Annotated in this window: 10 protein-coding genes; 6 read left to right on the forward strand and 4 right to left on the reverse strand. The window is 61.5% G+C overall.

Features of this window, described 5'->3' with window-relative positions:
* Positions 1-52 precede the first annotated feature (52 nt).
* Genes QFW87_RS15755 through QFW87_RS15765 form a run of 3 tightly spaced genes read left to right on the forward strand, consistent with a single transcriptional unit; the run spans position 53 to position 14656 of the window.
* A complete protein-coding gene (locus QFW87_RS15755) occupies positions 53-9148 on the forward strand; it encodes a non-ribosomal peptide synthetase (protein ID WP_283188197.1) in 9096 nt (3031 codons plus the stop codon).
* 52 nt (positions 9149-9200) lie between these two features.
* The gene (locus tag QFW87_RS15760) at positions 9201-13016 is read left to right on the forward strand and encodes an amino acid adenylation domain-containing protein (protein WP_283188198.1); all 3816 of its coding nucleotides are present in this window, start codon (positions 9201-9203) and stop codon (positions 13014-13016) included.
* Positions 13013-14656 (forward strand): cyclic peptide export ABC transporter, encoded by a 1644-nt coding sequence (locus tag QFW87_RS15765; protein ID WP_283188199.1) that lies wholly within the window; start codon positions 13013-13015, stop codon positions 14654-14656. Before QFW87_RS15760 ends, QFW87_RS15765 begins: the two co-directional genes overlap by 4 nt.
* Here the strand turns inward: QFW87_RS15765 and fhuF are convergent.
* Complete coding sequence (fhuF, locus tag QFW87_RS15770; protein WP_283188200.1) at positions 14647-15393, reverse strand: siderophore-iron reductase FhuF; 747 nt, start codon at positions 15391-15393, stop codon at positions 14647-14649. The genes QFW87_RS15765 and fhuF overlap by 10 nt on opposite strands.
* A 104-nt stretch (positions 15394-15497) precedes the next feature.
* On the opposite strand from fhuF, the gene QFW87_RS15775 reads away from it, so the two are divergent.
* The gene (locus QFW87_RS15775; RefSeq protein ID WP_283188201.1) at positions 15498-17201 is read left to right on the forward strand and encodes an ABC transporter ATP-binding protein/permease; all 1704 of its coding nucleotides are present in this window, start codon (positions 15498-15500) and stop codon (positions 17199-17201) included.
* A 726-nt stretch (positions 17202-17927) separates the two neighbouring features.
* Here QFW87_RS15775 and QFW87_RS15780 read toward each other — a convergent pair.
* Positions 17928-18329: a DUF5329 domain-containing protein gene (locus QFW87_RS15780; RefSeq protein ID WP_283188202.1), complete on the reverse strand. Its 402-nt coding sequence runs from the start codon at positions 18327-18329 to the stop codon at positions 17928-17930.
* A 590-nt stretch (positions 18330-18919) separates the two neighbouring features.
* Here QFW87_RS15780 and QFW87_RS15785 point away from each other — a divergent pair.
* Both QFW87_RS15785 and QFW87_RS15790 read left to right on the forward strand, forming a co-directional pair.
* Positions 18920-19123, forward strand: coding sequence for a hypothetical protein (locus tag QFW87_RS15785; protein ID WP_283184049.1), 204 nt, complete (start codon positions 18920-18922; stop codon positions 19121-19123).
* 131 nt (positions 19124-19254) lie between these two features.
* Positions 19255-19968 carry a metallophosphoesterase gene (locus QFW87_RS15790; protein WP_283188203.1) on the forward strand — a complete coding sequence of 238 codons (714 nt, stop codon included), beginning with the start codon at positions 19255-19257 and terminating at the stop codon, positions 19966-19968.
* A 100-nt stretch (positions 19969-20068) separates the two neighbouring features.
* On the opposite strand, the gene QFW87_RS15795 is transcribed toward QFW87_RS15790, so the two are convergent.
* Positions 20069-20266, reverse strand: a complete 198-nt coding sequence (locus QFW87_RS15795; RefSeq protein ID WP_007900300.1) for a YbdD/YjiX family protein — start codon at positions 20264-20266, stop codon at positions 20069-20071.
* Positions 20267-20280: 14 nt separating this feature from the next.
* Positions 20281-22338: a carbon starvation CstA family protein gene (locus tag QFW87_RS15800; protein WP_283184047.1), complete on the reverse strand. Its 2058-nt coding sequence runs from the start codon at positions 22336-22338 to the stop codon at positions 20281-20283.
* Positions 22339-22823 lie beyond the last annotated feature (485 nt).

The raw sequence follows: 22823 nt of genomic DNA on the forward strand, positions 1-22823 counted from the left end.
GCCGCTCACGGCGCACGTGCCTCTACGATTTTCTGGATTGAACACTGCTGCCATGCATGACCAAATCGAAAACATCTATTCGCTGACGCCGCTGCAAAAAGGCCTGCTGTACCACGAGGCCTATGCGCCCGAGTCGCGGGTCTACTACCAGCAAATGAGCATCGGCCTGGCCGGTGAGCTCGACCTCGACGCGTTCCGCCAGGCCTGGATTGCGCTGATGCAGCGCCACGCGGTGTTGCGCACGGCGTTTCTCTGGGAAGAGCTGGACGACGCTTATCAGGTCATCCTCAAGGAAGTCGATCTGCCGTTGCGCGAAGTCGACTTGCGCGGCAACCCGCAAGGGCTGGCGGCCCTGGCGGCGGAAGATCACGCACAAGCATTCGAACTCGGGGCCGCGCCGCTGATGCGCTTGACCCTGGCGCGTCTGGACGATGTGAACGGACAAGCGCAGTGGTCGCTGGTGTGGACGCACCATCACCTGTTGCTCGACGGCTGGAGCGTCGGTTCGCTGCTGGCGGACTGGCGCGATCTGTATCGCGCGGCCCGTCGCGGGCAAAACGCGGCGCTGGAAGCGGTGCGACCGTTCCAGGATTACGTGGCCTACCTCAGCGAACGCCCATCCGCCGATGAGTTCTGGCGCAGTCGCCTGGCGGATTTCGCCAACACCACCCGCGTGCCCGAGTCGGACCCGCGTGGCCTGCTCGCCGACCCCGTGGACGCGCACCTGCCCTGCACCGAACACCAGCGCGTGCTGGATGCCGCAACGACTGCGCGCCTGAGTAGCTTCGCCCGTGACAACAACCTGACCGTCAACACCCTGCTGCAAGCGGCATACGCTTATCTGTTGGGCCGCCATAACGGCAGCGACGAAGCCTTGATCGGCGTCACCGTGGCCGGGCGTCCACAGCGCCTGAGCGGCGTCGAGCGCATGGTCGGTTTGTTCATCAACACCTTGCCGTTGCGGGTGCGCTGGGACGAGGCGCCGACCGTTGGCCAATGGCTGGCGGGTATCCAGGACTGGAACGCCGAGATGCGCGACCATGAACACACGCCGCTTGCCAGTCTGCGGGCCTTGACCGCGCTGCCGCCCGGTGGCGAGTTGTTCGAAGCGATCATGGTGTTCGAAAACTTCCCGTTCCCCCGAGAGCTGGATCAGATCGACGAGGGCCTCGTCGGGCTGCCGGACGCTGAACACACCGCGCCGTTGCGCCACACCGGCGGGCGCAACAACTACCCGATGTCGCTGATCGCTTCGATGGAAAGCGACAGTTTGCACCTGCATTTGGTGCATCAGCGCAAACGCTTGTCCGATGCGGCCGGCACTCGCCTGATGCAGCAGTTGGTAACGCTGCTCGACGAACTGAGCCGCGACGCCAACCGGCCGCTGGCCGAGGTGCCGCTGTGCCCGACGCAGGAACTGAGCCTGACCCGCACCTGGGGCAACGGTGCGACCCTCGAACTGCCTGATGCTCCGCTGCACGACCTGATCGCCGCCCAGGCCCGACGCCATCCCGAGCGTGAAGCCGTGCGCGACGCCCATGGCGCGTTGAGCTATGGCGAGCTGCTTGAAGCCTCGACTGGACTGGCCAACGCCTTGCGCCAACGCGGTGTGCAACACGGTGATCGCGTCGCGCTGGCCCTGCCCCGTTGCAACGACGCAGTGATCGCGCTATTGGCGGTCATGCAGGCCGGCGCTTGCTTCCTGCCGCTGGACCTGAGCCAACCGGCCTCGCGCCTGGGTGCACTGATGGCCAGTGCCGATGTGGATTTCATCATCGGCACGCCGACCTTCGACACCGCCTCTGCGCAGGTGATCGAGGCCTCGGCCCGCGCCACCGGGATCGACCTGCCCGCGGTGGATCAACAGGCCTGCGCCTATGTGATCTACACCTCAGGGTCCACCGGTACACCGAAAGGTGTGCGCCTGTCCCATCGCTCGATCGTCGCTTATGTCAGCGGCATTCTGGCCGAACTGGGTTGTGCGGAGGCTGACCAACCCTGGCGCCATGCGCTGCTCTCGACCCTGGCAGCGGACCTCGGTTACACCCAATTGTTCGGCGCGCTGGTCAGCGGTGGCAGCCTGCTGCTGGTAGACGACGACACCCGCGCTGACCCGAACGCCCTGGCCCAGTGCTTTGCCGACTTCACCCCGGACCTGGTCAAGCTCACGCCCAACCACCTGCACGGTCTGCTCGCCGCGCATCCTGACGTGCGTCTGCTGCCGCGCCGCGCCTTGTTGCTCGGTGGCGAAGCGCTGCACGGCTCGCTGCTGGACACTGTCCGTGCGCTGCGCCCGGAACTCGCGGTCTACAACCACTACGGCCCAACCGAAAGCGCCGTCGGCATTTGCCTGTCGCGCATCGACCAGCCATTGGCCGGCGTACAACCGCTGGGCCATCCGCAACCGAACCGGCTCCTGCGGGTACTCGACAGCCACGGTCACACCGTGCCGGTCGGTGTGCCGGGTGAATTGTGGGTCGGTGGCGGAGGTCTGGCCATCGACTACCTGGGTGATCCGGTGCAAACCGCCGCACGCTTTACCGCCGTTGCCGACCTGCCTCGCGCCTACCGCACCGGCGACCGTGTGCGCTGGCTGGAATCCGGTGAACTGGCGTTCCTCGGGCGCGTCGACAACCAGGTCAAATTGCGCGGCTACCGCATTGAGCTGGGCGAAGTCGAAGCGCAAATCAAACGCCTGTCGAGCAACATTCAGCAAGTGCTGGTCCGTGTCGTGCAACCGGCCAACGAGACGCCGCGGCTGATTGCCTGGCTGGTGGCCAGCACCTCAATGTCGGCGGACAAACTGCGTTATGACCTGGCCCTGCGCGTACCGGATTACATGGTGCCGGCAGACTTCATCGCACTGGATGCGATCCCGCTGAACGCTAACGGCAAACCGGACATCGCTCGCCTGCCACTGCCCGATGCCCCTACCAGTCAGGACAATTACGAAGCCCCGCGTGACGCGGTGGAAATCGCGTTCGCCGAGATTTGGCAGGACGTGTTGCGGGTCGAGCGCGTGGGGATTCACGACAACTTCTTCGCCTTGGGCGGTGACTCGATTCTCAACCTGCAAATAATTGCCCGCGCCCACCAGCGCGGCATGAAGCTGACGCCCAAGCAGTTGTTCGAAAACCGCACCATCGCTGAAATTTCGGCGGTGATCAGCCAAGGCGCGAACTACAGCCGCGACACCACCAGCGCTGCGCGCAATGTACCGCTGACCGCAGGTCAACACGCTCGTCTCGAAGCCGGCCCGTTGGCGGCGGACTGGCGCTGCGTGGCGCTGAATGCGCCGATCAGCCTCGAAGTGCTGAACCGCGCCGTGCAGGCTCTGCAACTGCAACACCGCGCACTGCAACTGGGTCTGACCCAACAAGCGGACGGCAGCTGGACGCAAAACCTGCCGAGCACACCGAAACCGGTCAGCGCCAGCCGTCAGCCGTTCGACACTGACAACCTGAGCGCACTGGCCGAAAGCACCCTGTCGACGCTCGATCACGCAGCGGGTGAAGGCTGGCACGCCTGCCTGTCGGAACAGGGTGACGCGGTGTTGTTGGTCGCCCATGCACTGCGCCTGGACTCGGCTTCATGGGCGTTTTTGATGACCGACCTGGCGCTGGCCGTGGCTCAAGCGCAATACGATCGTACGATTGAATTGCCGCGTCACGGTGGCCATCTCGATGAATGGGCCGAGCATCAAAACCTTTGTGCCCGCGATGAAGACGAGCTGGAATCGGCCTGGGAATACTGGCTGCAATACGCCGGTGAAACCCTACCGTCCGTTCCACAACCGGATGACCTGACCACTGAGAGCCGCGTACAGATTTCGCCGTCACTCAGCGTTCGTCTGAACCTGTTGCAACGCCGCAGCCACGCGCCTTGGGCATCGCTGATGGCCACTGCTGTCGCGGCGGAACTGGCGCAGCAAAGTGCCGAACAAAACGTCTGGCTGACCCTGGATCGCGGTCGCTGCGAGCGGGCCCGTTTGCCGCTCAGCAGTGCCCTGAGCCGTACCGACTTCAACCCGGCGACGGTGATCGGTGCGCTGAGCCACGCCGTTCCGCTGCGTCTGAACGTGACACCCGGCGCCAACGCCGCGCAATTGCTTGCACAGGTCGACGCGCAACTGGCTGCCGCCCCGCACACCGGTGACGACTACGGCGTGCTGCGTTACCTGGCCGACAACGACTACTTGCGCGAACCGCTGCTGAGCCTGCCGCAGCCAACCGTGCATATTGTCATGGCCGGCGAATGGCAAGCCCTTGAAGGGCCGTTGGGCGAGGTCATCGCCGCCAGCGCGCCAATCGATGGCGCCGGGCTGACCCTGTCCGTCAGCCTGCAACACGGTCAACTGCAAATCGATTGCCGTGGCCAAGGCGCAGACCACTGGGCCGAGGCGCTGGAGCAGCGTCTGGCCCTGCTGGCTGCCGACGCCGAGCAAGCCATCCCGGGGGTCCACGCGTTCCCGTTGTGCCGCGCCGCCGGTCACGACCTCACGGCCTTGGGTACTAACTTCGACTGGGCCGGCATCGACGACTTGCTGCCCCTGTCGCCGATGCAGGAAGGCATGTTGCTGCACACCCTGCTACGTCCCAACAGCGGCATCTACCTGATGCAGCAACGTTATCGCTGGGACGGCGAACTGGACCGCAGCGCCATCGAATTCGCCTGGGCACAGCAACTGGCCCGGCACCCGATGCTGCGCACCGGTTTCTGGTGGCAGGACGGCAAGGCAGCGCTGCAATGTGTCTACCACGACACCGACCCGGCCTTCGCCTGGTACGACTGGCGGCACCTCGACGAAGCGAGCCGCCAGCGTCAACTGGACGCCGTGCTGGACGCCGAATGTCGGCAGGGTTTCGACATGCGCCGCCCGCCGCTGACCTTCCTTCGGGTATTCCAGGTGGCCGATCAGGAGTTCCTGATCGTGCGCAGCTTCCACCACATCCTGACCGATGCCTGGTGCTTCGGCCTGTTGATGGCCGACCTGTTCGCCCATTACCAGGCTCGCGTACTCGGCCAGCCTGTGGCGCGTCCGTTGCTGCCGTCGTTCAGCAATTACATCCATTGGCTGCAATGCCAGGACACGTCCATCACCGAACAATTCTGGACCCGCGAACTGGCTGGTTTCAACGCACCGACGCCGTTGGTGGTGGATCGTCCGGCCGTGACCGAGCAAGCGGTCGAAGCCGTGGCCAACCTGGACGTCACCCTGTCGATTGCCGACACCCGCGCCTTGACCGCGTTGTGCCAACAGCACCAGCTGACGCCCAACACCTGGATTCAGGGTGCCTGGGCCTTGCTGTTGTCCCGCTATAGCGGCAGCGATGACGTGCTGTTCGGCGTTACGGTGTCGGGACGTCCGACCGATCTGCCGGGCGTGGAAGACATCGTTGGGTTGTTCATTAACAGCCTGCCGCTGCGGGTCAAGGTTGACGACTCGCAAACCGTGGTGCCGTGGCTACAAGCGTTGTTTGCACACAACTACGAGTTGCGCGCCTACGAACATGCACCGCTGGTGGACATTCAGCGCTGGAGTGAAATCGAGCACGGTCGCTCGCTGTTCGACAGCCTGGTGGTGTTCGAAAATGCGCCGTTCGACGCAGGTCTGTCGGATCGTCAAGTCGACTTCAACGTTGATATCTATGAAGACCGCGTGCACACCAACTACCCAATGACCGTGGTGCTCTATCCTGGTGATCGTCTGGGCATTCGCCTGACTTACGACGCCGCGCGTTTCGACACCGACACCGTACAGCGCATGCTCTGCCATTTGCGTCAGTTGCTCACGCAAATGGTTGCCCAGCCTGACGCGCCACTGGCCTCGCTGTCGTTGTTGACGCCGGATGAACGCCAGACCCTGCTGGTGGACTGGAACCGTAGTGAACTGGACTTCCCGCTGGATCAAACCTACGCCGAACTGTTCGCCCGGCAAGTGGCGGAGTATCCGCAGCGCATTGCTGCCGTGTGTGGTGCCAACAGCTTGAGCTACGCCGAGCTGGATCAGCGCTCGAACCGCCTGGCTCGTGCGCTGATCGAAACCGGTGCCGGTCGCGACACGCTGGTGGCGCTGGCCGCTGAACGCGGCCTGCCATTGCTGAGCATGATGATCGCCGTGCTCAAGGCTGGCGCGGCCTACCTGCCGCTGGACATCAAGCATCCGCCTCAGCGCCTGAGCGAAATTCTCGAACTGTCCGGGGCGACGATTCTGTTGACCAGTGACAGTGCCGACTCGGTCATCGACCCGGCACTGGCCGCGAGTACCGCGACCCCGCGCCGCCTGCGCACCGAAGCCCTATGGCTGGCGGGCGATGCAACGCCACTGAACGTCACAGGCAGCCCTGATGATCTGGCCTACGTGATCTTCACCTCAGGCTCCACCGGCACGCCAAAAGGAGCCATGGTCGAGCAACGGGGCATGCTCAACAACATCTTCGGCAAGGTGCCGACCCTGGGTCTGTCGAGCGAAGACCGGATTGCCCAGACCGCCTCCCCGGCGTTCGACATTTCGGTCTGGCAGTTCCTCGCTGCACCGATTCTCGGCGCCACCGTGCACATTCTGCCGGACGTAATCGCCCACGATCCGGAGCGACTGCTGGAAGCGCTGGAGCACCAACAATTGTCAGTGCTCGAAGCCGTGCCGACGATGATCCGTGCCCTGCTCGACCTCGCCAGCACCGACACGCAACTGTCGGCGCTGCGCTGGTTGCTGCCGACCGGCGAAGCCCTGCCACCGGCGCTGGCCCAGGCCTGGCTGAGCCGCTTTGCCCATGTGCCGCTGATGAACGCCTATGGTCCGGCGGAATGCTCGGACGACGTGGCGTTCCACCCGCTGACCGCTGTGCCTGAAGAAGGCGGCAACGCCATGCCGATTGGCCGGCCGACCGCCAACAATTATCTGTACCTGGTGGATGCCGCGTTGCGGCCAGTGCCAGTGGGTGTACCGGGGGAAATCTGCGTTGGTGGCATCGGCGTCGGTCGTGGTTACCTGAACGATCTGGAGAAAACCCAGGCGGCGTTCGTCGCACATCCATTCGAACCCGGCGCGCGTTTCTACCGCACCGGTGACCTGGGTCGCTGGCGTGCAGACGGAGTGATCGAGTTCCTCGGTCGCCGTGATCAGCAAGTGAAAATCCGCGGTCACCGCATCGAGTTGGGGGAAATCGAAGATCATCTGGGGCGTCATCCCGCCGTGCAAGCCGTGGCCGTGATCGTCAACGCCGACCAGCGTGGCGACTTGCAACTGGTCGCCTACTGGACCGGTGATGACACACCGGTCGCGGTACTGCGCGAATGGCTGAGCCAACGCCTGCCTTCGTACATGGTGCCGGCGCATTGGCAAAAACTGGACGCACTGCCGCAGAACGCCAACGGCAAGGTCGACCGCAAACGGCTGACCGCACGCGCGCTGGACAACAACGACTTGAGCGAGCAACGGCCGCTGCGCAGCGACACCGAACAGCGACTGGGCGCGATATGGGCGCAGATTCTCAACGTGTCGACGATTGGTGCTGACGACAACTTCTTCGCCCTCGGCGGACACTCGTTGCTGGCGACGCTGGTGGTCTCGCGGATTCGCAGCCAACTCGCGGTGGACCTGCCACTGCGTGCAGTCTTCGATCATCCGGTATTGGAAAACCTCGCACGCGCCATCGACAGCGCCCGCTTGCAGGGGGCGCCTTTGGCCCTGCCCGCAATCACTGCGGCAGACCGTTCGCAACCGCTGCCGTTGTCGTTTGCCCAACAGCGGCTGTGGTTCCTTGAGCAACTGAACCCTGGCTCCAGCGGTTTCAACATTCCGTTCGCCTTGACCTTGACCGGGGCACTGAATGTCGAAGCCTTGCGCCTGGCGTTCGAACAATTGATCGCCCGCCATGAAGTATTGCGCACCACCGTGCATAGCGATCACGGTGAACCCTGGCAGCGGATTGAAGCGGCGCAGGTGTTTGCCTTGCCGGTCACCGATCTGCAAGCGGTCTCGGCGCAGGAACAGGAGCCGGCCATCCAGGCGCAATTGGCCGAGGTCTTCGGCCAACCGTTCGACCTGACGCAGGCGCCATTGATTCGCGCGCGGTTGCTGAAACTGGACGCGCAGACTCAAGTGTTGGCCATTGCCATGCATCACATTGCGGTGGACGCCTGGTCCATTGCGCAATTGGTGGACCAACTGGCCAGCGACTACACCGGTTTCGGCACCACGGCTGCCCGAATCGAAACCCCGGCCCTGCAATACGCCGACTTCGCCGTGTGGCAACGCACGCACCTGCCGGGCCCGGTCTGGCAGCAACAGCTGGCCTACTGGCGCCAGCAGTTGCAAGCCAGCCCGGCGCCGCTGTTGTTGCCGGGCGCTCAAACTTGCGATCACGGCAAGTGCGCGCGTCATCGCCGTCGCTTGCCCGCGTCATTGGCTCAGGCCATCGGCGAGTTGGCCACGGCTCGCGAGGCTTCGCCGTTCATGGTGTTGCACAGCGCGCTGAACGTGTTGCTGCATCAGCAGACCGGACGCGAAGACCTGCTGGTCGGCACCGACATCGCCAACCGTCATCAGCAACAAACCGAAGACATGGTCGGCTTCTTCGTCAACCAGTTGGTGCTGCGTTGCCGCGTCGCGCCGCAGCAGACTTTCGATCAATTGCTGAGCGATGCCCGCCGCGTGGCACTGGATGCCTTTGCCCATCAGGATTTGCCGTTCGACGCCTTGGTGGCCGACCTGCTGCCACAGCGGGATGCGCGTTATACGCCGTTCTTCCAGGTCAAACTGGTGGTGCAGAACACCCGCCAGCAGGACCTGCATTTGCCAGGCTTGGCGATCAGCGAACGGGAACTTGAGCCGCAAGCTTCGGATGTCGACTTGCTGATCAACGTCGTGGATGACGGCGAAGGTCTGCTGGTGGTGTACGACTACGACACCGGGCGTTACGCCAGTGCCTACATCGAACTGCTCGACAGCCTGTTTGTCTGCCTGCTGGAGCAACTCGTGCTGAACGCTGACACCAGCATCGCTCAGCTGTTGGTGCCACTCAATCAACTGCAACGGACCCGCCGCGACCAGGCTCAAGCCGCACTGCGTGAAGCTGGCAGCGCGCGTCAGAGCACCCTGGGCCAGGCCCGTCGCCGCAGCGTCATGAAGGATGCCGAACAATGATGGTCATTGGCCAATCGACGCTCATGTCCCACTTTTTTGCACAGGTCTCAGCATGACTCAGACTCACGAAGACACGCCGTTCGAAGGCTTCGAGCTGTCGCCGCAACAGGCGCACCTGTGGCGCCTGCAACAAACTCATCTGGCTCCGTCAGCGCAGCGGGCCACACTGCGCATTCGCAGCGAACAACCGCTGGACAGCGCACGACTGAAAAACAGTTTGCTGGCGTTGATGCAACGCCACGAGATCCTGCGTACCCGTTATCAACAACTGCCGGGGCTGTCGTTGCCGATGCAGGTGATCGACGATTCAACCGCTGATTGGCAGGCGCTGGGAATCGCACTGCACGTGAACACCCAGTCAGCGACCTTGCACCTGCCGGCCTTGCATCTGGACAGCACCAGCCTGGGCTACCTCAGCGAAGAATGGGCGCTGGGTTACTTGGAAGCTGCGCCTCAGGAGCCGCCGCTGCAATACGCCGACTATGCGGCGTGGCGTCTGGAGTCGGTGGACGACCAGGGCCGACAGTTCTGGGATGAGCAGTTCAATGCAATGGTCGCGGATGTGCCTTTGCCTTGGCAGCGGCAGAATCCGGTTACCGGGATTGTCGAAATGGCGCGGATGCAACTGTCGTTCGACGACGCCACCCTGCAACGCCTCGATCAGCAAGCGACAAGCCTCGGCGTCAGCACCGGTACGGTCATGCTCGCCGCCTGGGTCACCTTGTGGCAACGCTACTGCGAAGCCGAACGCCTGACGCTGGCCTACGAAAACCAGACGCGTCCGGACGTGTTGGGTGATGCCCTCGGCCTGTTCTCCGAGCCGTTACCATTGACGCTCGACACCGCGCCCGAGCTGTCGTTTGCCGCGTTGTGCCAGCAACTGACCGAGCGCGTTGGCCTGCTCAACGATGCCCGGGACAGCTACCCGAGCCACTTGAGCAATGTGCCGTCGTTGTCCGGCGTGGGTTATCGCGAACTCGCGCTCTTGCCGCACAGTGCGCTGAACGATGTCGGTTGGCAGATCGAACAGGCTGACAGTGTCAGCGCTGATTGTGCGTTGCTGTTGCAATACCAGCCGCGTTCGGCCAGTGGTTTGTCCCTGCATTTTGATGCCGCGCTCTACTCACCGGCCCATGTCGAGCTCCTCGCCGAGCAGTTGCTGAGCGTGATCGAGCACAGCCTGCGTGAACCGGCCGCCAGCCTGAGCCAACTGACAACTTGCAGCGCCGCCGAGCAACAACGGGTGACCGGCGCATTGGCCACTTCGCCGACTTTGAGCCCGGCGCAAGAACAGCTTTATGCCGCCACTTTTGCCCTGCCGAACCTGGCTGCCTGTTTCGCCCAAGGCTCGGCCTCCAACGCTCAACGCCCGGCGGTCACTGGCTCAAGCGGGACTTTGAGCTATGCCGAGCTGGATCGGCGCGTCACGGCCCTCACCCAGCAATTGCTTGCCCAGGGCCTGGAACCCCGTGCGCGGATCGCGCACTTCCTGCCGCGCGACATCGATGCAGTGGTGGCTCTGGTCGCTATCCTGCGCGCCGGCGCCTGCTACGTACCGATCGACCCGGCCTACCCCACCGAGCGCATCGAGCATATTCTGCGCGACAGCCAGGCACGTCTGGTGCTGACCCATCACGCTCGCGTGCAAGACCTGCCGGCGGACTGGCAACCGAGCGCGATGGCGATTGATCAAGCGATGCCGGCGGTGCCGTTACGGGAGGAGCCGACCGTCTCGCGGGATCAGCCGGCCTACCTGATTTACACCTCTGGCAGTACTGGACAGCCCAAAGGCGTGGTCATCAGCCATGCCAACGCCCTGCATTCGCTGGCGGCACGGCTGGCGGGGTATCCGCAGCCGGTGCAACGCTTCCTGCTGCTGTCGTCGTTCGCCTTCGACAGCTCCATCGCCGGGCTGTTCTGGAGCCTGGCCCAGGGCGGTTGCCTGCACCTGGCCAGCGAAACAGAACAGAAAGATCCGCTGCAACTGGCGCGGTTGATCCGCAGCCACGGCGTGTCGCACCTGCTGGCGCTGCCTTCGCTTTATGCATTACTGCTGGACGATCTAGGCGACAGCCCGAGTCCGTTGAACACCGCGATTGTCGCCGGTGAAAGCTGCCCACCAGCGTTGGTCGACAGTCACTATCGGCGCCAACCCGACGCGCAGCTGTATAACGAATACGGTCCGACGGAGGCTTCGGTTTGGAGCACCGTCGCCCTCTGCCGGTCCAATCAGCACACGGGTTCCGTACCCATCGGCCGCGCAATTGCCCACACGCAGGTGTACTTGCTCGACAGCGACGGCACCCCCGTGGCCCGAGGGTTCAAAGGTGAAATTCACATTGCCGGACCGGGACTGTCCGAAGGTTATCTGGGCCTGCCGCAGATGACCGCCGAGAAATTCATCCAGGCCCGTCATCCATCCCTCGACGGCCAACGTCTGTATCGCACCGGCGATTTCGCGTGGCAGGACCTGGACGGACAACTACTGTTCCTCGGGCGCACCGACTCACAGATCAAACTGCGCGGTTACCGTATCGAGTTGGGCGAAATCGAAACCGCGCTATGCAACGTCAGCGCCGCCAAACTGGCGGTGGTCTTGTTGGACACCACTCAGACCGAACCGAGCTTGCGTGCGTTCATAGAATCGGCCACTCAACTTCAGGCCAGTGCCGTGCGCGAATCCCTCGGGGCGCTGTTACCGGCGCACATGATTCCCGCCGATATCCAGTGGTTGGCGCAACTGCCGCGCACTGCCAACGGCAAGGTCGACCATCGTGCCTTGCTGGCCCGTGCGTCAAATCGCAGTCTCGCGGCTTACGCAGCGCCCGAAGGGCATGTCGAGCAAGTGCTCGCAGCGGTGTGGCAAGAGTTACTGGAGGCCGAAGTGATCGGTCGTCACGACGACTTTTTTGCCCTCGGCGGCCATTCGTTGCTGGTGGTGCGCATGACCGCCAGGTTGCGCGCCTCGCTCGGCATTGAGGTGCCGGTCAGTGTGATCTTCCAGCACCCGACGCTGATCGGTCTTGCTGAACAGATTACCCGGCCTCGCGACCATGCGGCGATCATTGCCTTGCAGACCGGCGAAACTGGACAGACACCGTTGTTCTGCCTGCACCAACCATCGGGCGGGGTTCACCATTACATGCCGATGGTCGCCGGGTTGCCGAAGGTGCTGCCGGTGTACGGCGTTCCGCTGCCCGAGTCGCTGCGCAGTCAGGACCTCGTTGCATTAGCCCGCGAATACTTGCCGCAGATCCGCCAGATTCAGGCTCAGGGTCCGTATCGCCTGGCCGGTTGGTCGATGGGCGGCTTGCTCGCGCTGGAGTTGACCCGGCAACTGGAGGCCCAAGGGCAAGCGGTTGAGTGGTTGGGGTTGTTCGACAGCACGTTCCACGCCGAGGATGAAACGCTGACGTGGGATGCGCTGCAGGCCATCGTTCAGCAAGAATTGAGCAGCGACAGCCGCCAGCGACTCACCGCGCAATGTCTGACGGAGCTGCGCACGGCAACTGCCGAACTGGGTCGCGTGGAGCAATTGCGTTTCGCCCTGCTGGAATGGGCCAGCGCCTACGGCCTGGAACTCAATGCGCCGCTGGCCTATGTCGAGCAGACCTTGAATGTGATGGCTGACGCGCGTCGTTGGGTCAGCGGCTATTCGGTGCCCATCGTGCAGGCCACGCTGCAACTCTGGTGGGCCGATCAGACGCTTGTCGAGCACCCGACTCTGCCGGCGCAATGGGACGCGATCAGTCAGCGAACCTGTCATCATCAGGTCGCCGCCGATCACGACACGATCCTCGGGCAGTCCGCCTTCCATGAACAACTCAACAAGTCGCTGGCCATGGCCTCGACGGAAACCGTCGCATGAACCTGATCCTCTATCTTTACCGCCAATCGGCACGCCTGCTGGCACTGGCCTCAATCACTGGCGCACTGGGCGGTCTGGCCAGTGCGGGGCTGGTGATTCTGATCAACCGTGGGTTGGCCAACCCGCAGCAATTGCCGGAACTGGCCCTGGGGTTTTTCGGGCTGTGTATCGGCATGCTGCTGAGCAAACTCTGTTCGGAACTGTCGCTGCTGCACCTGACCCAAAGCGCGATTTTCCAGATGCGTATCGACTTGTCGCGCAAGCTGCTCGCCACCCCGCTCAAACGCCTGCAAGGCATGGGCAAACACCGTTTGCTGGTGATCCTCACCGAAGACGTGCACACGTTTACCGCTGCGTTCGAGTGGGTTCCGTTGCTGTTCGTCAACGCTGTGGTGACCCTGGCATGCTTTGCCTATCTGGCTTGGCTGTCGTGGTCGTTGCTGGCGATTCTGGCATTGTTTCTGATGGTCGGCCTGGTGGCGTTTCACTTGGCCGAACGTGGGCCGTTGAGCCATCTGGAACGAGTGCGACAACAAAAAGATGTGCTCTATCAGCACTTCCGCAGCTTGATCGAAGGCAGCAAGGAATTGCAGCTGAACAACGCCCGCGGCGAAGCCTTTGTCGAACGAGTCATCCGTCCGGGAGCGGACGAGTTTCGCGTGCGTTTCCTGCGCGGTATGGCCGGGTATTCGGTGGTGGCCAACCTCGGCACGCTGCTGTTTTACCTCAACCTCGGCGTGTTGCTGTTCATCGTGCCGTTCTGGCTGCCGCAACCGATTACCGTGCTGACCAGTTTCACCGTGACCTTGCTGTACCTGGTACGGCCGATCTCCGACCTGATGATCGCCCTGCCCTCGCTGCGTCAAGCCAGCATCGCCCTGAACCGCATTCGCCAACTGGACGCGGAGCTGAGCACCGAAGCCCAGATAACTGCGCCGCTCGGCAATGTGTTCGCCAGTGAAGGCCGGATGCGCCTGTTGCTCAACGGCGTGTGCCACCGCTATCCCGGCGAGCACGAGGATCATCCCTTCATGCTCGGCCCGGTGGACCTGACGCTGGAACAGGGTGAACTGGTGTTTGTGGTGGGTGGCAATGGCAGTGGCAAGACCACGCTGTCCATGCTGATGCTCGGGCTGTACGCACCGGAAACCGGTTGCGTGGTGCTCAATGGTGTGGAAGTGGACGACGACAACCGCGAGCAATACCGTCAGCACTTTGCCGCGGTGTTTGCTGACTTCCACCTGTTCGAACATTTGTTGGGCGACGACGGACCGGACGCCGAATATCGCACCGCCGAAGCGACGCGTTATGTGAAAGCATTGGGGTTAGGACACAAAGTCAGCATTGTCGACGACCGTTTTTCCACCGTGGAACTGTCCACGGGTCAACGCAAGCGACTGGCGCTGGTGTCGGCGTATCTGGATGACAAGCCGTTTTATTTGTTCGATGAATGGGCCGCCGACCAGGATCCGACCTTCAAGCGGGTGTTCTACATGGAGCTGTTGCCGGAACTAAAAGCCCGGGGCAAAACCGTGATCGTGATCACCCACGATGACGCTTACTTCCAGCAGGCCGACCGGGTGCTGAAAGTAGAGAACGGCCGTCTCACCCAGGTGGAAGCGCACGCGGCTTATGCCTGATGAGGCGCTGTGATGTCAGCGCCCGGCACCAGCGGACAGTTGTCGCAGTACGGGCGTGCATCACCTAATTGATGGTGCAGGCAGCACACTTTGCGCATCAGCAATGGCACGCCGCTCGGACCGGGAGCCAGTTGCAGGAAGCCGTATAGCGGATTGCGAGTGCCATCGGCCCAGTGCCGCTCCCGGAACAGATGGTCACGCCATTGTGGTGCGTGCGGCATCTGGAAGTAATCGAGTGCGACATCGATGGCGGCCGCCACGTTGTTCCATAGCAGGCGCTGGGCCACCCGCCCGGCGCTGGCCAGTGCCTGCACCAGCGGCGCCATGTCCTCAGTCAGCAGTTGCTGCGCGAAGGCCAGCGGATTGTTCAATGGCAGCACCTCCCCGGCAGCAAACACCTGGGCCACGGGCATTCCGTTTTCCAGCGCCACATGGGGATCATGCACGATACAACGCAGATGCTGCGCAGCGGCGGCCAGCGGTAAGGCCAGCGTCACGCAGATCAAGTCCATCGACCATTGCGACACCAGTGCAGCCCGAGGCGCAGCAGGATAGTAGTGAGCGTAAAGACGCAACAGGTCAGTGCAGGTTTGCGGATCGCGAAACTCGATCAACCCACGGCCTTCGACGTGGCTGCTCAGTCGGCAGGTGCTGCGCAGAAAGGCGCCATCGAAACGAAACAACTTATCGAGCAGGGTTTCGTCGAGCATTCGGGCGGTGGTTTGAAGAGACGTCATGAGGCTTCGTAACTGAGTTTGAGAACTGTTAACCTACCACGTTTTTTGAATTCCGAAGATTCAACACGGCGGGTCAACCCCCGAGTTTGCCAGGCAGGACTCCGATGTTCATCCAAGATATGAAGTTGCTGGCCGCCCCTTACTGGTCAGCTCAAGGCCGTCGTCGCGCGTGGCTGACACTCGCCCTGGCCATGCTGGCAGTGGCCGGGATCATTGCGATCCAGGTGCGCTGGAACGAGTGGAGCCTGGGCTTTTACAACTCATTGCAAAGTCTGGACGCCGCCGCGTTCGGTTATCACGTCGTGGAGTTGCTGGTACTCGACGTCGCCTTCATCGTCTGCACCATGGCCAAGTTCCAAGTGCAGCAGCGCTTGCTGATCAGCTGGCGAGAAAAACTCACCCAGGCCTTTCTCGGCAAGTGGCTCGACAGCCAACGCTACTACCGCAGCCGCTTTCACAGCGTGACCTACGACAACCCCGATCAGCGCATTGCCGAGGACTGCAAGATTTTCGTCGAGCAGACCCTGGACCTGGGCTTGAACCTGCTCCAGGCGATCATTCTGGTGGTGCTGTTCAGCATGATCATGTGGCGCATTTCCGGCACGCTGGAATTTGAAGTCGCCGGGCATGCCGTCGCCATTCCCGGCTATATGTTATGGCTCGCCTTGATCTACGCTGTGATCGGCAGCGGCATCGCGCACTGGATCGGTAAACCGCTGATCGGGCTCAATTTTCTGCAACAACGTCGTGAGGCGGATTTTCGTTTCGGCCTGACGCGTCTGCGTGAAGACGCCGAAAACGTCGCCCTTTCCCGTGGTCAGGGCTGGGAAAGCAAGCAGTTACTGGGACAACTGGGACTGCTGCTGAGCAACTACGGCAAGCTGGTTCGCTCGAAAAAACACCTGTTGGGCATTAATGCGGCGTATGAGCGATTTGCCTTTACCTTGCCGCTGCTGCTGGTGTCGCCGCGCTTCTTCTCGCGGGAAATCCAACTGGGGCAACTGACTCAGATCGCTTCGGCTTTCGGCGAAATTCAGGCTTCTCTTTCGTTTCTGATTCGCAGCTACCCGCAAATCGCCGAATGGCGTGCGACCAAGACTCGCTTATGCAGTTTCTGGCGTGAACTTGACGCACTACCTGCACCGGTTGACCCCGTCACCCGTCGTACAGCTGGCCTGCGGTTGCATGACTTTGCACCGCTGAACGAGCACGGTTTACCGCTGTTCGAACCGCTGACGCTAACCTTGGCTCCCGGCGAACGGCTGCTGCTGCGCGGCCCTTCCGGCGTGGGCAAGACCACCCTGCTCCGCTCGCTTGCAGGATTGTGGCCACGGCACCAGGGCAGTGTCGAACTGGACCGCGAGGGTCTACTTATCCTGCCGCAGAGGCCTTATCTGCCCAATGGTTCGTTGCATGAACTGTTGCATCAAACCGGCGAGACCGGTGCTATCGAAATCGATGAAGCACGCCTGGAAGCCGTGCTCAAACTGACAGAGTTGCAGCACTTGCCGTTGCACAGCACCGATGACTGGAGCCGGCGTCTGAGCCCCGGCGAGCAACAGCGCCTGGCCATGGCCCGCGCCTTGCTGATTCGGCCACCATTGCTGTTCCTCGATGAAGCCACTTCGGGCCTTGACGACAGTGCCGAGCGACGGTTGTACGAAGCGCTGGCGGCAACCGACATTACGCTGGTCAGCATCGGCCATCGCGAAAGCCTCGGTGCGTACCACACCTGCGTGATCGATGTGGTGCCAGTGGCTTTGCCCTCCGCGCCCAAGCCAATCCCCTCCACCACTCTGGAATTTTGAGATTATCGATATCGTTGCCAAAAAAGTGGCTGGCGTTTGCGAGCCTGACTGCATGCCTGCTCTGCGTTCAACACGCTCAGGCGAACGAGCCGCTGCTGTACACCGTCAAGATAATCAGGCTCAGAATCGATTGAAGGCGCACTGAAGCCTGTCCCCTTTCTTAGCTTCGCTTGTCTTTCAAGGTAAGCGAACGAAAATGAACGTTCTCGCTACAGAACGCCTTGACTGACGTCCTCCTGCATTGCCGATAAACCCCAAGTCGTGAAGATGATCAAGGACCAAGGGCTGACCGTTCCGCAGGTGCCGCGATCTGAATATTGGTGAGACTGCGGTCCGTCGCTGGGTTCAACAGTACGAGACTAAGCAATTGGGCCAGGCCGGGATCGGTAAACCGCTACAGGCTTTTGATCTTGATCTGCCTGCGGCCGAGCGCAGGCGTTGCGCAGGGGGCTACCGCGGCAAGGGTGCCGCGGTAGCCGCCCCCGGCCATGGATGGCCGATGGCGGCGGGGCCCCGGAGCAATGCCGGAGTGAGGGCATGCCGAGCCTAGGCAAGGCACCGAATGGAGGGGCAAAGCCTTTTGCTTACTTTTCGGCGTTTGGAAAAGTGAGTCGCTGCAAGAGCGAAACCGTAATCAGCCATCACCGCAGAAACGGATATGTACCCCAACCTTAAGTGAACAGCATTACGGCAAGTGGGCCGGGCTTTCTCGTTTCGGGGGTAGGCTCAATGGAGCTGGCGTTGTCTCTGTAGCTCTGTCTTCAGCCAGGTACTCGTCGGTTGGACGCCTGCAGAGCAACGCACTTCATAGGCTTTGCCATTCATGCTGCTTTTAGTGGCAGCGAGGTCGATGAAGTCTTCTGCGCTGCTCACCAGGTTCTTGCCTTCGAGATAATTCAGCTTCTTTTCGAGATGTGCCCGAGCCTGGGGTCCAGGGTATTCAGTGCCGTTGCGCACGAACTTACACTCACTGCGCTCCACAAAATCCAGTAAGCCCTTTATCTCCTGGTTTGCCTGTGGCGTAGTTTGGGCCTGTGCACCGCCCGCCACTGCAAAAAGACCAATAGATGCCGTGATCAACCATTGGCGGAAAATGGGTCGAGTCACTGCTACTTTCAAAATCCCCATGATACTTCCTTGTCCTAAAAGGGGTGACTGTAGCGCGGCATCGCCCAAGCAACCAGCGCTGTTAGCCTTCAAGTTTGGGCCAGTCCGCATGCGCTCCCCTGCGCGCAATACCCAACGGCAACCAGCAGAACGCTGGGCGATGTGGTTCGTTCGAAAGGATCAACCTGCGAAAGGGGAAGGGGATCAATGAGCCCAATGCCTCTGTGCGCGAGCAGTTGGCCAAAGTCGCAGTTACTTATCCCTGTATCGGCATCAGACTCATTGATCGTTGCCCAGCTCAATGTTGGGCGATTTCCATCTAACCGAATGGAGATGCATTGGCGCGTTAATAGCAGCCATGCACTATTTTTTTAACAAAACAACTTCGGCACGTCTAATCACCTTTTTCCCGGGCCTTATAGGCTCAGGAAATATCGGCACCACCATTCGTCGCATCAAAAACGCTGCGCGAATTTTTTGACTATTCCTGGCTTAAGGTTTGCAGAAGACGCTCGTAGCAGCCCCAGAACGACGTAATTCTGACGCGGCAGCATTTTAATTAACGCTTAGGACGCCAGCGATGCGCTTGGTCAGTCACCGGGAGATGTAACGTGTCAACTCTCAACGAAATCGCAGCGAACCACGCGAGAATGGCTAAGGCTCTTGTCGAAGAGTCGACCGGGCTGAGTGAGCGCCACACCCAGATTGTGGATAGTTTCGAAGTTCCATCCATGGATGCGCAACACATTCCTCTGCACCTCATCGCAGGAGTGCAGGACAACCATTTCGCGCAAGCAACGGCCTACTTGCTCTGACGGTGTTTGATCTGGGCAGCCTGTCGGGCAGGCGGTAAAGGTCTGCCTGCCGGCGCGGTAAGGTCGAGTACCACTTCTTGGCCTAAACTGAACTGACTAGCCCGTTGGGGAGCAGCCGGAGTGGCATTCCCATGCTCGAAACTTTAGAGATGTCGCGCGTAAAGCGCTTCGCCACAAACGTTGCCGGCCGAGATTTCGCGGTCGGTGACATTCATGGCCATTTCACTCGGTTGCAGGACGCTTTGGATGCAGCCGGGTTCAACCACTTGGTAGATCGCCTGTTCAGTGTTGGCGATCTGGTTGACCGTGGGCCCGAGTGCCATGATGCGCTCGATTGGCTGGACAAGGCATGGTTCCACCCGGTGCGAGGCAACCATGACGACTACGTGGTGTACTTCGATACCTGCGACGTCGACAGCTGGATCGACAACGGCGGCTCATGGTTCGTGGGGCTGTCGCTGTTCGAGAAGCAAGCATTCGCGGCGCAGTTCGCCAAGCTCCCTATCGCAATCGAAGTCGAAACAGCCTACGGCCTGATCGGCATCGTGCACGCCGATTGTCCATTTCCATCATGGCAGCAACTGCGAAAGGAACTGGAGTCGCCGGAAACCAACAGGCGTCTGCAGGAGCTGCAGCACTACTGCATGTGGTCACGAAGGCGAATCGATCAGCAAGAGACGCATGGCGTTGAAGGCCTGCGCGCACTGGTGGTAGGGCATACGCCGCTTTATATGCCCGTCAGCCTTGGCAATGTGATTCACATCGATACGGGTGGCTGGAGGCCGGACCGTGGTTACTTCACCCTGCTGGATCTCGAAACGCTCGAAACCATCCCCGCAAGCTGACTCGCCACGGATCGGCCAATGCCATTCACTCAAAAAAAAACCCGGCCTCATCAGCCGGGTTCTTTATTAGCTATTTAGGTGGCATCACTGCCACCCACCCTCAACAGCACTTCGGCCCAGCCTTGCTTCCGTAACGAGCTTCCTGGCGTTCCCGAAAGAACACCTCATAACTCATCACCGGTTTGTCCGGGTGCTTGGTTTGCATGTGCTCGACGTAGGTGTCGTAGTCGGGCATCCCGACCATCAGGCGCGCAGCCTGACCGAGGTATTTACCGAGGCGACTCAGGTCATTGAACATGCTGCAATCCTCGATCAAGCGTCCGGCAGTGCCTGGAATGGCGCTTCTTTATCCGTACGTTCTTTAGTGCCCCAGGCGGCGATACCAACCTTGAGTGCAAAGAACAGGATGCTGAAGACCACCAGCAAGAACAGCGCGGTCAGCGTTGCGTTGGTGTACGCGTTGTAGATCACGTGCTGCATCTGGTCGATGCTCTTCGCCGGGGCGAGGATCTGACCGTTGGCCAGGGCATCGCTGTACTTCTTGGCCAAGGCCAGGAAACCGATCGCCGGGTTGGCATCGAACAGCTTGATGAAGCCTGCGGTGGTGGTGCAGATCAGCAACCACACGGCGGGCAACATGGTGACCCAGACGTAGCGCTGGCGTTTCATTTTGATCAGCACAACGGTCGCCAACATCAGTGCGATACCGGCCAGCATCTGGTTGGAGATACCGAACAACGGCCACAAGGTGTTGATGCCTCCCAACGGATCGATCACGCCCTGGTACAACAGATACCCCCACATCGCCACACAACCGGCGGTTGCGATCAGGTTGGCGGTCCAGGATTCGGTGCGTTTCAGCGCCGGCACGAAGGAACCGAGCAAGTCTTGCAGCATGAAACGCCCGGCACGGGTACCGGCATCGACGGCCGTCAGGATGAACAGCGCTTCGAACAGGATCGCGAAGTGGTACCAGAACGCCATGGTGTTTTCACCCGGCAGAAGGTTGTGCAGGATCTGCGCGATACCGACTGCCAGGGTCGGTGCACCGCCGGCACGGGCCAGGATGGTGGTTTCACCGATGTCCTTGGCCACCGCTTGCAGTGCTTCCGGGGTAATTGCAAAGCCCCAGCTGCTGACGGTCTGAGCAACCGAAACAGCATCAGAGCCGACAAGCGCCGCCGGGCTGTTCATGGCGAAGTACACGCCTGGTTCGATCACCGACGCAGCCACCATCGCCATGATGGCCACGAAGGATTCCATCAGCATGCCGCCGTAACCGATGTAACGGGCATGGCCTTCACTGGCCAGCAACTTCGGCGTAGTGCCGGAAGCAATCAGCGCGTGGAAACCCGAGACCGCGCCACAGGCGATGGTGATGAACAGGAACGGGAACAGACCGCCCTTCCATACCGGCCCGGTGCCGTCGACGAACTGGGTCAGTGCCGGCATTTTCAGGTCGGGCATGGTGATCAGAATGCCGATCGCCAAGGCCACGATGGTGCCGATTTTCAGGAAGGTCGACAGGTAGTCCCGCGGCGCCAGAATCAGCCACACCGGCAATACCGCTGCGACAAAACCGTAGCCGATCAGCATCCAAGTGATCTGGATCCCGGTAAAGGTAAAGGCCTTGGCCCAGACCGGATCAGCGGCAATCTGCCCGCCCAGCCAGATCGAACCCAGCAGCAACGCCACGCCGATCACCGAGATTTCGCCGATGCGGCCCGGACGGATGTAGCGCATGTAAATGCCCATGAACATCGCGATCGGGATGGTCGCCATCACCGTGAACATACCCCACGGGCTTTCGGCCAGGGCCTTGACCACGATCAGCGCCAACACCGCGAGGATGATGACCATGATCAGGAAGCAGCCGAACAGCGCGATGGTCCCGGGGATGCGGCCCATTTCCTCACGAACCATGTCGCCGAGGGAACGACCGTTGCGGCGGGTGGACATGAACAGGACCATGAAGTCCTGAACGGCACCGGCCAGCACCACGCCGGCAATCAGCCACAGCGTACCGGGCAGGTAGCCCATCTGCGCCGCCAGGACCGGACCGACCAGCGGCCCTGCGCCAGCGATGGCTGCGAAGTGGTGACCGAAAAGTACGTGTTTGTTGGTCGGCACGTAGTCCAGACCGTCATTGTTAACGACAGCGGGCGTGGCACGATTGGGGTCAAGTTGCATCACCTTGGTGGCGATGAACAGGCTGTAGTAACGATAAGCGACGAGGTAGATAGCGACTGCTGCGACTACGATCCAGAGTGCGTTGATCGCTTCGCCGCGGCGCAGGGCCACGACACTTAGCGCAAACGCTCCCAGGACAGCCACGGCAAACCAGGCGAGGTGTTTAGCCAGACGGGGCATAGCGTGTCTCCTGCCGACAGCCAGTGGACTGCGGCGGTAATTTTTATAATTGTGTCCGCTGTGCGGAGCTGGCCCAATATCCCCGCATGCCGTCTACAAATAAATCCGCGTTACTACGTACGTCGAGCCTACGTAGTTCTACGTAGATGACGCCGCTCCCACAGGGGAATGAGTAATTGGTCGGCTGTCAGGCCGCCTTCGCGAGCAAGCTCGCTCCCACAGGGAATCGGTGTTCGCCTTTCGCCCCTCACCACTCAACAGGCCGAGCGTTAGCTCGCCTGCAGCTCTTGATCTTGATCCACCCGCCCCTTCGGGAGGCTGAGTGGAGGTGTTCATCCGGGGAGTGGCGCGCAGCGCCGTTCGACGCAGTCGAACACGCTGCATGTAGGTCGTCGCGAAGCAGACCGGAGGGCAGTGTCCCCGGATGGATACCGGAGCGAAGGAACGCCGAGCCTAGGCGAGGGGCCGGACGCTCGGGGCGAGAC

The organism is Pseudomonas sp. PMCC200344 (assembly GCF_030053095.1).
Lineage (GTDB): Bacteria > Pseudomonadota > Gammaproteobacteria > Pseudomonadales > Pseudomonadaceae > Aquipseudomonas > Aquipseudomonas svalbardensis.

Bases quoted from the DNA above. Each gene is read 5' to 3' on its own strand.
- QFW87_RS15755 (WP_283188197.1), top strand. From the start codon at position 53: ATGCATGACCAAATCGAAAACATCTATTCGCTGACGCCGCTGCAAAAA.
- QFW87_RS15760 (WP_283188198.1), top strand. From the start codon at position 9,201: ATGACTCAGACTCACGAAGACACGCCGTTCGAAGGCTTCGAGCTGTCG.
- QFW87_RS15765 (WP_283188199.1), top strand. From the start codon at position 13,013: ATGAACCTGATCCTCTATCTTTACCGCCAATCGGCACGCCTGCTGGCA.
- fhuF (WP_283188200.1), bottom strand. From the start codon at position 15,393: ATGACGTCTCTTCAAACCACCGCCCGAATGCTCGACGAAACCCTGCTC.
- QFW87_RS15775 (WP_283188201.1), top strand. From the start codon at position 15,498: ATGTTCATCCAAGATATGAAGTTGCTGGCCGCCCCTTACTGGTCAGCT.
- QFW87_RS15780 (WP_283188202.1), bottom strand. From the start codon at position 18,329: ATGGGGATTTTGAAAGTAGCAGTGACTCGACCCATTTTCCGCCAATGG.
- QFW87_RS15790 (WP_283188203.1), top strand. From the start codon at position 19,255: ATGCTCGAAACTTTAGAGATGTCGCGCGTAAAGCGCTTCGCCACAAAC.
- QFW87_RS15795 (WP_007900300.1), bottom strand. From the start codon at position 20,266: ATGTTCAATGACCTGAGTCGCCTCGGTAAATACCTCGGTCAGGCTGCG.
- QFW87_RS15800 (WP_283184047.1), bottom strand. From the start codon at position 22,338: ATGCCCCGTCTGGCTAAACACCTCGCCTGGTTTGCCGTGGCTGTCCTG.